Annotated in this window: 11 protein-coding genes and 1 tRNA gene; 6 read left to right on the forward strand and 6 right to left on the reverse strand. The window is 43.1% G+C overall.

Annotated elements, in window-relative coordinates; genetic code table 11:
* Positions 1 to 301: 301 nt before the first annotated feature.
* The 4 genes from abc-f to NE665_RS12350 all read left to right on the forward strand — a co-directional run bounded on the left by abc-f (position 302) and on the right by NE665_RS12350 (position 3660).
* A complete protein-coding gene (abc-f, locus tag NE665_RS12335; RefSeq protein ID WP_117443533.1) occupies positions 302 to 1927 on the forward strand; it encodes a ribosomal protection-like ABC-F family protein in 1626 nt (541 codons plus the stop codon).
* Positions 1928 to 2070: 143 nt separating this feature from the next.
* On the forward strand, positions 2071 to 2256 hold the full coding sequence (locus NE665_RS12340) for a hypothetical protein (RefSeq protein ID WP_117443532.1): 186 nt from the start codon (positions 2071 to 2073) through the stop codon (positions 2254 to 2256).
* 387 nt (positions 2257 to 2643) lie between these two features.
* Positions 2644 to 2952 (forward strand): hypothetical protein, encoded by a 309-nt coding sequence (locus NE665_RS12345; protein ID WP_117443531.1) that lies wholly within the window; start codon positions 2644 to 2646, stop codon positions 2950 to 2952.
* Positions 2953 to 3201: 249 nt separating this feature from the next.
* Positions 3202 to 3660 (forward strand): low molecular weight protein-tyrosine-phosphatase, encoded by a 459-nt coding sequence (locus tag NE665_RS12350; protein WP_117443530.1) that lies wholly within the window; start codon positions 3202 to 3204, stop codon positions 3658 to 3660.
* Between the two features lie 307 nt (positions 3661 to 3967).
* Here the strand turns inward: NE665_RS12350 and NE665_RS12355 are convergent, their stop codons facing one another.
* The 5 genes from NE665_RS12355 to NE665_RS12375 all read right to left on the reverse strand — a co-directional run bounded on the left by NE665_RS12355 (position 3968) and on the right by NE665_RS12375 (position 9624).
* Positions 3968 to 4789, reverse strand: coding sequence for a DNA-formamidopyrimidine glycosylase family protein (locus tag NE665_RS12355; protein WP_117443529.1), 822 nt, complete (start codon positions 4787 to 4789; stop codon positions 3968 to 3970).
* Between the two features lie 114 nt (positions 4790 to 4903).
* Positions 4904 to 4977: transfer RNA gene (locus NE665_RS12360), tRNA-Trp, on the reverse strand.
* A gap of 964 nt (positions 4978 to 5941) precedes the next feature.
* Positions 5942 to 7057: a GGDEF domain-containing protein gene (locus NE665_RS12365; protein ID WP_118654713.1), complete on the reverse strand. Its 1116-nt coding sequence runs from the start codon at positions 7055 to 7057 to the stop codon at positions 5942 to 5944.
* A 356-nt stretch (positions 7058 to 7413) separates the two neighbouring features.
* Complete coding sequence (locus tag NE665_RS12370) at positions 7414 to 8181, reverse strand: class I SAM-dependent methyltransferase (RefSeq protein WP_117443527.1); 768 nt, start codon at positions 8179 to 8181, stop codon at positions 7414 to 7416.
* A 201-nt stretch (positions 8182 to 8382) separates the two neighbouring features.
* On the reverse strand, positions 8383 to 9624 hold the full coding sequence (locus tag NE665_RS12375; protein ID WP_117443526.1) for an XRE family transcriptional regulator: 1242 nt from the start codon (positions 9622 to 9624) through the stop codon (positions 8383 to 8385).
* Positions 9625 to 10166: 542 nt separating this feature from the next.
* Here NE665_RS12375 and NE665_RS12380 point away from each other — a divergent pair.
* The gene (locus NE665_RS12380) at positions 10167 to 11222 is read left to right on the forward strand and encodes a lysylphosphatidylglycerol synthase transmembrane domain-containing protein (protein ID WP_117443525.1); all 1056 of its coding nucleotides are present in this window, start codon (positions 10167 to 10169) and stop codon (positions 11220 to 11222) included.
* A gap of 961 nt (positions 11223 to 12183) precedes the next feature.
* Positions 12184 to 13461, forward strand: a complete 1278-nt coding sequence (locus NE665_RS12385; protein ID WP_117443524.1) for a GGDEF domain-containing phosphodiesterase — start codon at positions 12184 to 12186, stop codon at positions 13459 to 13461.
* A gap of 206 nt (positions 13462 to 13667) precedes the next feature.
* On the opposite strand, the gene crcB is transcribed toward NE665_RS12385, so the two are convergent.
* A complete protein-coding gene (gene crcB, locus NE665_RS12390; RefSeq protein WP_117443587.1) occupies positions 13668 to 14033 on the reverse strand; it encodes a fluoride efflux transporter CrcB in 366 nt (121 codons plus the stop codon).
* Positions 14034 to 14261: the final 228 nt, after the last annotated feature.

Consider the following 14261-nt stretch of genomic DNA (forward strand, 5'->3'; position numbering starts at 1 on the left):
AAGGGCCGTCTTGGAAAAAATGCTTGACGTATGAGAGCCCTATCGTATAATAAAGAGGAATAATAAAGAAAGACAGAGGAACAGCGGCGATGAGAATTTGATAATCTAATTTACAGAAACGTGAAAAACATCAGACATACCGAAGGGTATGTACTGTTTTGCGGATTGTGGATTATATTATCATAGTGTTTTTATCGACCTGTTCTTTTCTTATACTCCGGTGCATGCCATATGCAGGAGATAGATATCGGACATAGATTTTTTATATATGATAATCCACCCGCCCACAGGGAGGGATTCTATGCTATTAGAATTACAGCATGTAATAAAAAGATTTCACGACAGAGAGCTGCTCCATATACCGTTATGGCAGATTCATCAGGGTCAGCGGATTGGGTTGATTGGCGCAAACGGAAGCGGCAAAACCACACTTTTGCGAATATTACAGGGTGCATGTGAGGTTGAGGAGGGCGTTGTGCGCCGCTTTTGTACGCTTTCCTATTTTGAACAGCTGTCACAAGAGGTTTCCTATGGAGATGGAAAGCTGATGAAGGAGCTATCGGTTTCCCGGCTGCAGGCGCAGAAGCATGTCAGTGGTGGGGAACAGCAGAGGCTGCGTTTGTCAAACGTACTGAGCACCGCCTGTCATCTATATCTTCTGGATGAGCCGACAAGCAATCTGGATCAGCAGGGAATTGCATTTGTGAAGAAGGCTCTGCAGAATATGGATACCTTTGTACTGGTTACACATGAGCGCTCCTTACTTCAGGAGGTATGTAATCAGATCATTGAAATAAAGGATGGCAGGCTGCACATATATGAAGGTAATTATGAAAGCTATCTTCAGCAAACAGAGGAAAAGAGAAAATATCTGCAGCATCGCTATGATACGATCGAGAAGCAGCGTCACCAGCTGCAAAAGGCGTATGAACAGAAATTAAAGCAGGCACAAAAGGCGAAGCGAAAGCCGCGCAATGTTTCAAACAGTGAACGAAAAATGCGGGGAAAGGTCGCTTTGCGAAAGTCCAAGGACGGTATTAGTAAGGCGATGTATCGGCAGGCGGATGCGATTGCAAGCCGCATGGAGCATTTGGAACGGGTAGAGGTGATAAAGGAAGAGGAAGCGATTGCGATGGATGTACAGGCTCTGGATTTGCCGAAAGGTAAATGGCTGTTAAAAGCAGAGGGACTGTGTGTTTCCTATGGGGATCACGATGTGCTGAAGGATGTGCGCTTCTTTATGAAAAATCATAGCAGAGTAGCCCTTGTCGGAGAAAACGGCTGTGGTAAAACAACGCTGCTCAATGCGATTGTACAGGGGAATCCGGCAATATGGAAGGCACCGAAGGTGAAAATCGGCAGACTGTTTCAGCAGTTTGAAAATTTGAAGGATGAGCAAAGCGTATATGAGAATGCCATGGCGGACAGTGTGCAATGTGAGGCAATCGTGCGTACTGTTTTAGACCGGCTATTATTTCAGCAGCAGGATTTAAAAAAGCCGGTAGCTGTGTTAAGCGGTGGAGAGCGGATGCGGCTTGGCTTTGCAAAGCTGATGGTTGGTGCCAGCAATCTTCTGCTTCTGGATGAGCCGACCAATTATCTCGATCTTCCTTCCATCCGCTGCATTACAGCACTGCTGCAGCATTATGAGGGGAGTGTTTTGTTTGTATCTCATGATGCGGCATTTATCAGGGAGGTCGCAACTGAGGTATGGGAGCTTCGCGAGCATACGCTTTCCATGCCGCAGGATCGTGTGAAGCAACGCAAAAGTAAGCAGGAGCGGGGGGATCCGGATATAGCGACAAAGCGAATGCTTCTGGATATGCGCAGAAGTGAGATAGCGCTTCAGCTTATGTGCGCGACAGCTGATCGGGAAGCGTTGGAGAAGGAATATGATGAAATATTGGAAAAACTGAAAAATCTGTAGAAAGGGATTTGTCAATCTGCGCATTTCATGATACCATGGACGGTAGCAGGGAGGCCGGATATGAAAGAGAAGCATGGTTTTCGGATACATGAAATTTCACTGCTGTAGCTGCAAATGAAATTCTTTCACGAAGCACGGGTGGTATGGGCTGTCCGATAGATAAGCCACTACTGCATGGCGCCAGAAAAACAGCACGGAATCCGGATATGGATGTGCGTCGCATACCGTATGAAGTTCGTGATGATGCTACACCCGATATGCTGGCAGTCATATCGATCGTCTGTGCACTTGCGCAAGGATACTGTAAAGAAAATCGTGGATTGCCATAAACCCGTGATGTATATAAGCAAGTCATCGGGAACTGTTTCCACAGTGGTGTTTGTGAGCAGGCATATACATCCGGATATCTGACAGTTATTTCTGACTCCGCCGTCTGACAATTTGCCCTTTATGAATGACTGAAATGCTGTGATCTTCCACCTAAGCGCCGATTCCTTTCTGGATGCAGAAGGCATTTGATCAATACGGCCGCAACCTGTACGAGGCGTGCTGCTTCAGCGTGTGAATCATTCTCTGAAGCTGCTCAATGACAGCTGTGGAAGTGTCGTTATTCTGTACTGGGTTGTCAGAGAATATGAGGCGATGATGATATAGAAAGCAGTATAAGCGACAGTAGCATTCGATTACGTAAATGTTAACAAGGAGAAGAATCATACATGGACATACATAATCATAATCTGAATATACATTATTCCATACCGGAAAGCTTATGGAATGAGCTGGTGGTAATGTTTGCACAGCTGCCGCATTATCGAGGCTTCAGTGATGGCTGCCCGCAATGGTATGGCTATGACGGAAAGCTGATTGAGGCTTCGCTGGAGGCAAGTGGTCTGCAGTTTTACGCAGAGCTTCCTCAAAAGGAATGGGATGCGTGGTTTGCGCAGTTTCAGCGCAGAGCAGAGGAAATCCTGGGATATCCCATAGGCGAACCGGAAAACGGATATGCATTTCGGATGTATGACTGAATAGGAAGTTGAAAGCTGATAAAAACCGCAGGAGGAGATTCTTTTGCGGTTTTAGCATATGCAAAAAATATTCGTGATGAAAACAGCACTTGCTAAGCGTGTTTATGATGCTAGGTGTCAATGACAGTAACATCACATATTGCAGTGCCTGGGAGGCATCCCTGATGAAATTGACAGGCATATAATGTCAGCCGGATGGAATAAACCCGTAGTTGCATAAAATACATAGGCATAAGGAGCTGAGAGAGTATGATAAAAATATTATTTGTATGCCACGGCAATATTTGTCGATCCACAATGGCGGAATATGTAATGAAGGATTTGGTGAAAAAAGAAGGAATGCAGGAGCAATTTTATATTTCATCCGCCGGCACAAGCCGCGAAGAAATTGGAAACGGGGTTCATTATGGAACACGCAGTAAATTGCGTGAAGAAGGAATACCGGTAGGAAATCACAGGGCTGTCCAGCTACTTGAATCGGATTATAAAAAATATGATTATCTGATCGGTATGGATGGCGCAAATATGAGAAATATGGAACGTATCGTGCATGGCGATCCAAAGCATAAGCTTTTTCTGCTGCTTGATTTTACAAGCCGTCCGGGGGCGATTGCCGATCCATGGTATTCCGGTGATTTTGATGCTACGTTTACAGATGTGATGGAAGGCTGCAGCGGTCTTCTCAAGTATTTGAAAGCACAGAAGTGAGCTGAGAATCATTGGCAGTGATTTACGTATGAGAAAAAACACGCTTGAAAGTCTGAAGCGCATGCGTGTTTTCATACGATAATAAAGAGAGTGCAGGGAAAACAAAGCGTGCTTCTTGGTTAGGTATAGAATGAACAGCCTTTGTTATAAAAGCTTTATATATTATTTAGGATTGCTTTCGCTCACCTATGATATAGTAAGTACAGCCACTTACCACCTGTATATTGTGGCATATTCATTTAATTCCATAATTCTGGATATGGAATCCTCAAAGAAACCGTCGGTCTGTTAGCAGCTGGCGGCTTTTTCATTTCTGACAGTGTGGACAATAATATATACTTCCACCCAGATAATGCTCTTTCTGAATAGCACCGCCGCATGTCGGGCACCCATCCTTATAATGTCCTGCAGACATCACACAGTGGTATCCCCCTTTTATACCATAAATGCTTTTCTCACTATCCCTGCCGCCTTCCTGCACCATTCGCTGCAGTGTCTGCTTCATTGAGGAAAACAAGGCGTATACTTCATTCTTAGTCAGTGTATTCATTTTTCGTTTCGGATGCAGTCCCGCATAAAACAGGATATCCTGACAGACACCGTTTCCGATTCCGACAAACCTCTGCTTAGTCGCGAGAAAGGCCTTTACACACAGCTTTTCTGTTTCATGATTCAGCTTGCTTAAAAAACAGTCATAGGTGAAGCGCTCATCCAGCACAGAACAGCTTTTTAGCTCTGTCTCATAGTAGGCATCCTGTGATCCTTCCGCCTTTGGAAAAACATGAATTGCCGCATACATAGAGGTTGTAACGTGCAGACAGCTCCCATCTGTAAAAATAAGCAGCAGCTTGCTTTTTTTGAATTGCTGCGGCTGTGCAAACCACCGGATGTTTGCTCCGTCACGAAAGGTTAATATCTCGTCTTGAATCTCCAGCTCTACATAGAAGCTGCGCTCTACTACAGCAGTTACGGCTTTGTTTTTCAGTCGATCGTGATAGGTGTCTGGATTTCCATAATAAAATGTGAATTTGTGATCCGTGAAATTTCCGGACACACTTTGAATGGTTTTTCCAAGTACTTCTCTGCGTAAATCCGCCGCTATTGTTCTTGCTTCGGGAAGCTCAATCATATATATCACCTGTATGAATTGTATCAGAAACTACAGCAGTTGCCTATGCTCCTGCTGAATTTCCCAAAAATGATGAAAAAAAAGACGCTCGAATGAGCATCTGAAGATGTAAACTGGCAGGGGTAGAGAGGATCGAACTCCCATCAGCGGTTTTGGAGACCGTTATACTACCATTGTACTATACCCCTATGTTTTAACGCTTTATTATATTATCACAGAAAAAGATTTATGGCAATAAGAAAATTGTAAAAAATACAGGAATCATGACACCTGATGTTACGATTCACAGCCCTTTGAAACATTGAGAAGGATCAGCATATGAGAGTAAATGAAAATATAGGACCTGCTGCATTAGCCCCATATTCTAATAGTTCATACGTAAATCACATATTTATGAATTGGACTGAATCGTAACCACCTGGCTACTTCGTTTCTCAGGATGCAGTCTCTGCTATATCGGTGGTAATGCACATCGCTTTTCGCGTATTGCGGACATGACTTCTGAAATGCTGAAGAGGTGCAGCATACGGCCCTATGTGAATGATCTCAGAGCACCAGTCATACAAACGGATTTGTTTCGATAATGCATATGCACATCATGTACGTGCCTTTCCACCAGGACAACAGCGAAGAAGTAATACTGCTTTCCAAAGACTGTCATACAGAAATAATCATATGGGCAACACAAAGCTACAATGAGCAAATGAGTTTGCATATACAGGAAAAGGTGATACAATAACCATGCCATCAATCTTCTCTATTTACTCCCGATGGTGCTGCTCTTCACATCCAAAGAGCGGCTTTTTTTGTTTATCTGAACGGAAACGAAAAGCACATTGTTTATGAAATGTAGAGTATATACGGCTCTGTTTAAACATGCACTTAAAACATGTATGCTCCTGCATAGCTGTGTGCAGCTGACAATTCTTATACCATGCAAATATGAATAAACTTTAATATTAGAACGTGCATGCTACTGTATCGCTGTTTGTATCTGACGATTTTCACACCATGCAAATACAATTATTAGATATGCTGGGGTATCGCAGAAAGAGTGGCATAAAAAACAGACCTGTCGAAAAGGTGGTCTGTCATGATCCTGATGTGCCTTGTAAGCATCCTGCAGTCTCTGTATGCGGTGTTGCAAATAATCTAATCCCTTTGATATACAACCACCCGATTCTTACCACTTCGCTTAGCCATGTACAAGGCTTCATCGGCAGCATTGATCATCACTGTGGACGTATGATATTTATTTTTGTAGGCCGCAATACCGGCACTGAAGGTGACCTGATGCTGCTGTATTTCCTCGATTCTCAGATTCTCAAAACGTTGGCGTAAGACATCCATTCTGTTTTCTGCTTGCGAAAGTGTATCATTCGTGAAGAGTACACAGAATTCCTCACCGCCATAACGGGCAGGAATGGTATGCTCGTTTTCCAGCTCCTTCATGATTGTCGCAAGCTCGCGCAGCACACAATCGCCGCGTGTATGACCAAAGGTATCGTTTATGCTTTTGAAATCATCGATGTCCAGAATGGCGAGAACCAGCTCTTGATCACACTCCGCAGCTGTTTCAATTTGCTCCTCCAGTAGCTTGTAAAAGGCATTGTGATTAAACAGCCCCGTCAGGGCATCCATCCGCAGCTGTTCGATCAGCAGCGCCTGTTCCTTATTATAGGCAACAAGCGTGCTGCGTGTTCTCTGTTCATATTGCAGAATGCTGCGCGTAATCAGGTACGCGGCGACCATCAGGATTGCTCCGGCAATGATATCCAGAGTCAAAAACCGCTGATTCTGCGGCTGTGCCAGTGTATAGCTGAGCAGCATACAACCAAGATAACACATACTGTTTAAAACAAAGGCTTTCCTTGTTACCCTTATATCAGCGAAAATTGCACTTAGAAAGATAGGGAGAAGAAAGCTTATAGAGGCGATGCGAACCGCGTTATGTACGATGGAAATCGTCAGACACATAATGGTAAAGGTCATGATGAGCAGGGAATTTTTACTGGCTGCCGATATGCCGGTATGATACTCTGTGTAATGATAAAGACTGACGGCAATCAGATTGATGACGGTAGGAGCTACTATGTATTTCACGCTATAGGTTAGCGGATCATCCCCTTCTGAAATCCAGCCGTTGCAGGCCCAGATAATGCCGATTGCTGCCTCCAACAGAAAAATTAGAAGCAGAATAATCCATGCAGATGTTTCAATCTTTCGGCGAAATTGCTCATAGAGCTCTTTACTTTCTTGCTTCTGCATATCACAGCACGCTCCCTTTTCTATATATCTATATCGTCTTCATTATACATGAAAAAAAGAGTGATGACTATGAGATTTTGGTCAGAATCACTGCGATGCGAATTTACTAAACCATATTATATGCACTGCCATGGCCGTGCTTTTTATGAACTATGCGGCAGATGTCATATTTCCGAGGTTCTTGTGATTTCCTACCTTCTTTTTCCTGTAAGTATTCAGATTGGGATATGTACAGCATAAGGTAATCATCTGGATGCATTCACAGAAGACAAAAAAAGCTTTCCCTCTATATTGCGTACACAACAGATTTAGAAAGCTTTTTACATTCGTTCTTTGACCTGTATGAACGGGAACAGCTAACGGCTGATTTTCCGTGCAATGTAAAGGTTGTGATTGCTGTGCCCCAGAAAGGATGGCTTTTCGCAGGTTTTCAAATGATATCGCATCCATACCTGAAATTCCTCTGCAGTAAAGCGATTGATACGCTCACTCATCAATTCCGCAAGGCCGTCTGCTGCAACATGCTTCAGCCTTTCTAAAGGAAAGGAGTGAAACAGCTCATCAATGCTTTGCTCGTCATGAAACACAAACGGGTCATTGTGAAGCTGCAGGGTTTTCGCATCAAATTCATCTTGCATAAGGAATCCCTCCACATGCATGGTTTCCGATGCCATAACCATATCATGTGGGATATAGGCAAACATCAGGATGCCCTGGTTTTTGCATACCCGGCAGGCTGCCTCGATAGCCTCTAGCTGCTGCTGAGTTTCCGACAGATGATACAGGGGACCGAAGCAGAGAACCATATCAAACTTTGAATTCCAGTCCTTTGGCAGATGTGCGACATCACGTTCCAGAATGGTGATATCCATATCCTTTGTTTTTCTGCTTTCCATTATCTGAACATGTTTTTTGACCGGTTCCACCGCGGTAAGGGAATACCCCTCCTTCGCTAAGGCGAGAGAATATGCGCCACAGCCTGCACCGATATCCAGAATCTGCGCCTGTGTATTAGCATATTGATGAATATAGTGCATGGCTGTCAGGTATTCGACCTGACTTGCATAACCGCGAAAGAGTCTTTTTTCCTCCTCAAAGTGTTCATACAATTCTTGTAATTCCATAAATGCTACCTCCTATTGTTTCCAATAGTATACAGGAAGTATCGCCTCTTCATAAAAAATCTGCAGATTGCTGAAAAAAGAGGTATTAAGCTGATGAATTCCTGATCAGGTGCAGTAAGACTTTCTCAGAAAAGGAAGCTTCAAAGCCGTTGCAATTTCCATCACTTGAAATACGCAGGTAAGCTGAGTAAGGGGATTTGATCACAGCTGCAGCTGTTTCATATAAAGATGCAGATCCTTGTAATTTCTGGTCTTGGGGATCAAAAGCTGAAGCTCATGAAGAAAAACGATTTGAAATTCCACAGCAAGCTCACTCAGCAACGGCAGACATTGCTTCATAAGATATTTCTGGGAAGTCTGTGCATCCACATGAGGCAATATTTCAAAAAAACCCCATAGAGTCTGCAAACGTTCACTGCAATCACGCATATCATAGGATTGCGCCAGAACCTTTTCAATCTCTTTTCCTTGAAGACGCTGATTGTGGATATACCAAAACATAAATGGCAGAAGCTGGCGGGTACGATCTTTCAGAAACAGGCAAAGATAATATTCCTCCTTCTCATATTCCTTCTGGTTATGATAAACACCCGATAGATTGAAATAATAGATGCTTATGCGTTCTGCTTTGATAGCTTGCTCCTGCAGCAGCATTTCACATTTCCTGTGCAAGCCCTCAAAGGCCGGCACATGAATGCGGGCGCTGATCAGGCAAAGCCAGTGATACAAATCAAACAATGCTGTCCAGTTTCCGCTGTGCTCCTCCTGCTTTCTAAACCTCTGCAGCTGCTTCCATGCAGGCAGATCATTATGCTCCAGATTTGTCTGATGAAGCGCATAGGTAATACAGTTTTGCACAGAATCAGGGTGAGAAAGCATAGGAAATAAGGTTAGTAGTCTGCGCAGCTGCTTTCGATCATGGGGAAGGTTATACTGATAGCGATACAGGATGGTAGCATAAACAGATTCCAATTCTCTTGGCAGTACGCTATGAAACTGCATCAGCCAGTCATATTCCTCTGACTTCAGTAATCTATCCTTTTCCAAAGCATCCAGCAGGATAGAAAGACTATTTAAAACCACGGTCTCCCAGCTGTATTGTCTATAGGGAGAAAGAAGCTGCATCAGCTTGCGGATACAGCTACAGCATGTCTCCTCCTCATAAGCATTCCAGCTTACAAAAAGCTTTTCCAGAAAAGGTGCCAGCAGGGGATCGGGATTACATGCATAATTATACTGGAGACCAAGCAGGGCAAACAGCTGATCATAGATATCCATATCCTGCAGCGCTTTTCCGTTTTCCAAGGCGATGTAGCTGCGAAGCGAAACAGCATGATTCAGCTTTTCAACAAGCTCCTTTTGGGTATAGCCCAGTGCTATCCTTTTCTGCCGAATCAGCCAGCCATAGCGTTTTCTGTGTTCTTCACATATATCCAGAAGCATATGCGTATATCCTTTCTTACAAGCAAAGACAGCTCATGCCATATAACACGTATAGAGCATCATATCGATTCCTACAATGAATGGAGCTTATCTAATTTATCATTCTAACAGCCTATACCTGCTTTCTGTCGGTCTGCATACTGGAACTCGGAATGGCTCCCCACTATGGAGGATATGCAAAAGCCCCTACTTTCAGCATAATGGTATTAGAATGTTCACTTTGTATGTTTAAGCCTTTTTTCCATTATAACATATGGATCGGGATTGCAATAAGCTATTCGAGTGTTTCATATAGGAAAAACATGGGGATTGATAACAGGGCATCCTGCATGATTTCTTTGAGCCCTTCGTATCATTTAAAAGAGGGAATTCATATCGTGCAATAAAGACGCAAGCTGCTGCATATCTTTTTAAGGGACAGGAAATGTCAGGATAAAGGAAGCAGGAGTAGAAAAAGATTTGAAGAATGATATGAAAATATTTAGAGAAAGTTAAGATTTAACTGCTATACTTACTCGAGAGCTTAGAAAGCGGGGTGTTTTATGCAGACTACCTGGAAAAAACGAATACTACAGATTCTATTGCTTCTGTCACTGACAGCCTTTGCCTGCTGGTTTGCGTTAAAGGATGATTGTGCAGAGGTTTTATATAATATTTCTCATATACCCTGGTATTGGATGTTAGGTATCGCGGCGCTGGGTACTGCGTATTACCTGCTTCAGGGAATCGTCTTATATCGGATTGCAAAGCCCTATAAAGCAGATATCCGCATATGGGACGGTATACACAATGCGTATATTGCAGCTTTTTTCAATGGCGTTACACCATTGGGCGGCGGGCAGGTGGCACAGACCTATGCATTTCGCAAGCTGGATATGCAGTACAGTGATATCGCCAGCGTATTATGGAAGGATTTTTTCCTTTACCAAAGTACCGTTCTGTTTTATGTGACCATTTTGCTGCTTACACGCTTTTCTTATGCACTGGAGCATTTTCAGCTCTACTTTTTTCTGGTGCTGCTTGGCTTTGCTATCAATGCCTCTGTTATTGTGATCTTATGGACGATGGCCAGATTCCCGAGACTGTATGTAAAAATCAGCCGCGGCATTGTCAATATCGGCTTTCGTTTTCATATCGTGAAAAATAAGGCATATACGCTGGAGAAATGGCAGGGACAGATTTTGTATTTTAATGAGGAAATCAAAAAGCTGAAGAAGGAGCGCCGCATGATCGTGGAGGCTGTGCTTCTGAATTTTTTACGTATGACGATTTTCTATGCAATTCCTTATGTGGCTGCTTTGGCGCTGCATGTACCCTTGACGCTTTCTGATCTGATCAATGTTTTGTTGATGTCTGCTTGTATTCATATGCTGAATGCCTTAACACCTCTTCCCGGGGATACCGGATGGACAGAAAGTGCATTTATCCTGATATTTGCTGTTCTGTTTGGAAGAACAGAAGCAAGTAGTGTCATGATACTGTGGCGTGTGGCAACATATCATATCCAGCTTGTTGCAGGAGGTATCATCTTTCTCTATGTAAAATCTGCAGGCTCCAAAAGAAAAACGCAGATGCCGGCAGCAGAGCCGCTTTCATGAAATATGTAAGGGTGCATGGACTGTAATCACGCAAGGATTGAACACTGTACGGTATTGCTTTGGCAAGCGGTTATCAAGAATGCTCCACGCATATCGCTGATAAAGCGCAAAGGAAAGAATCACAGAAAGCATCTCATTTATACGGAAAGACAACAGGAGCTGTAAGAAGCAGATCATTGCATTACTGACGAAGGATAGAATCACAGGAAGATACCATTTTGTACGAGAGGACGGAAGCTGTAAGAAGCAGTCACTACCTTGGATAAAGCACGAAAACCAAAAACATGATAACATCAATAAATAATCGCATGCGGTAAAAATACAATCACTCTTCAGATAAAGTGCTGACAGTTAAAACAGCAATAAACTATTCGGAACAACGTCTGTGGGAAATAACAAAAGGAGGCTGTTGTATACGCATATAAAAAGTAAACAGCAAAACCTGAAAGCTTCTGATGGCTGTCAATACCCGAAAGCAGGAAGCAGTGCAAAGCTGCTTGCATTATAAACTATCGCAACGATAAAGCTAACAGCATCAAGTATGAACCACAGCAAGGCGCCCATACCTATTTGGTATGCGCGTTTCTATCGTAAACACAACAGCGCAAATGCCTATTTGACACGCGCTTTTTTTGTATTACCCCGATTTCAATGGTGGCGGCGGACTTCTGTAAGGAGGTGCTGTGCTTTTTTCTATTTTATATTTGCTAGTGAAAGAGCCTTGTGACTGCCTGAATCAGCTATTTTCTTTGCTAGATTTTTCAAATGAAATGCGCATTTATACAGCTATCCCTTTTCGTTACCTGTTATAGGCATATGATTTGTGAGGGATGCGCAGCTGTCTGAACATTTGTAGAATCGGCTGAAAACCAATCGCTACGGGTAATCTTTTAAATTCCTGTTATCTTCTGAATAAAGTGTGGTAAAATAAAACAAGTAAAGGAAAAAAGGGTCAAATATTATGAAGACTGGTAACAATGGTACGGTACTATATAATCGTTTTGAACTTCAGGCTGTATTCTCTCAGCTGCAGCCGCGTGAGGAATATTCTCTTCTGTATTATAATGTTAAGAAATTCCGGTATTTTCTTGGTCGACATGACCATGAAACAGGGGAGGAGCTGCTTCGTCAGATTCTGAAGGTTTTTACTGAAGGGTTGAAGGAAGGACAGTATCTGCTCTATACAGGCGGTGATGATTTTCTCTTCCTCATCCATGAATGGAGAAAAAAACAGATTATAAACGAGCTTATACAAAAAGACTATGACGGTTATGAATTAGAGGATCCACGTTTTTTTAACAGGGTGTTTTTTTCCATGGGGGTGTGTCGCCTGCGGGATTTTCCGGAGGCTGATTTTGAAACCTGCTGCTTCTATGCCAAGCTTGCACGTCTGACATCCGAGGAATACGAAAAGAAAAGCTCGGATTTTAAGTTTTTCACAAGAAAGCAGCTGCAGGAATTTCAAATGCGCTCACTGCTCGAGGTGAAAACCGTAGAGGCATGCCGTAAGGAGACCTATTCCATCTATATCCAACCCAAGGTGGATGCCAAAACCCTGAAAATATGCGGGGGAGAAGCATTGCTGCGCTGGTTTGATGAAGATGGTACGATGATTCCTCTTTCATCATATCTGCCGGTATTGAATGAGAACAGCTATATCCGATATGTAGATCAAATGGTGTTTGAGCGTGTATGTGCCATGATCCAGGAGAGCATACAAAAGGGCATGAGAATGGTGCCCATCAGCTTTAACCTTTCCAAGGCTAGCTTTGAGGATGAGCCGTTTATGAAGGAATATATCGAATTGTTTCAGCAGTTTGACATACCAAAGGAGTATATTGAATTTGAATTACTGGAAAGTATAAGCATGGATAATTCCAACAAGCTATATAAGGTGGTGGATACCATACATAAGGCGGGATTTCGTTGTGCGCTGGATGATTTTGGCAGCGGGTATTCCTCTATGAGTGTCCTCGCCAAGGTGCCGATTGATATTATTAAGCTGGATCGCTCCCTTTTTCAAAATCCATACAGAAAGGAGGATACGTTCCTGATTGTGGATGGTCTGCTTGCTATCCTTCAGCATTTTCCTGTACAGATCGTTGCAGAGGGCGTAGAGGATGAACGAGTGGCAGAGCATCTGCGGCAGCGTGGCTGTGATATGATTCAGGGATTTTATTACTATCATCCCATGCCCATGGATGAATTTCAGAGACTGCTTGCAAAGCAGGAGGCGTAATCCTTGTGTGTAAACAATCCCAATATGGTTGCCAATGCTCCTGTAAGACATGCAGGAAATGCGATCAGGTACACAAAACAAGGATTACAAAAAGCCCGTTGCGTGGTATTTTTTGAAGCAACCCCAATATACAGGTAAGGGATACTTCATGAATCCAAATGCAAACAGGCTTTTTTTGTATCCTGGAAGACTGCCAGAAACACACATCACAGAGGATGAAGAACGGCTTTTCCAAGCAGAACACCGAGCAGACATAATAGCACGGAAGCCAGAATATAGGTGATTCCCATTCCTGTTTTATGCTGCTCCAGCAGGGAAACAGCCTCCAGAGAAAAGGTGGAGAAGGTGGTGAATCCTCCGCATACTCCGGTTTTCAATAATAGCAGACTGTGTTCAGTCAACAATGACTGCCTCATGCTCATTGCTGCCAGTATCCCGATTGCAATCGCACCGAGAAAATTGATGAGCAGTGTCATATACGGAAACTCACTTTTTACAGGCACCATGGAAATCCCATAGCGCAGCATCGCCCCGATGGCACCGCCAAGGCCGACAAACAAAAACTCTTTCATAAACATCGCTCCCGTATTCATTTTACCATATTTCCAAAATGAAACCGCATACCTTGCGGAACTTTTTTATTTCTGACGGCAGTTTTCTCAATTCTCTTGCGCGGGTCTTTGACAGACTATATATAGCCAACATCTTCTAAAGCTTTTTATCAAAGGCTTTTTTTATGATTATTTTGTCAAATATTTCGTTTTATTATATGGTAATTATTGGTAATTTGTGATATAATT

Source organism: Clostridium sp. DFI.1.208, from assembly GCF_024463855.1.
Lineage (GTDB): Bacteria > Bacillota_I > Bacilli_A > Erysipelotrichales > Erysipelotrichaceae > Clostridium_AQ.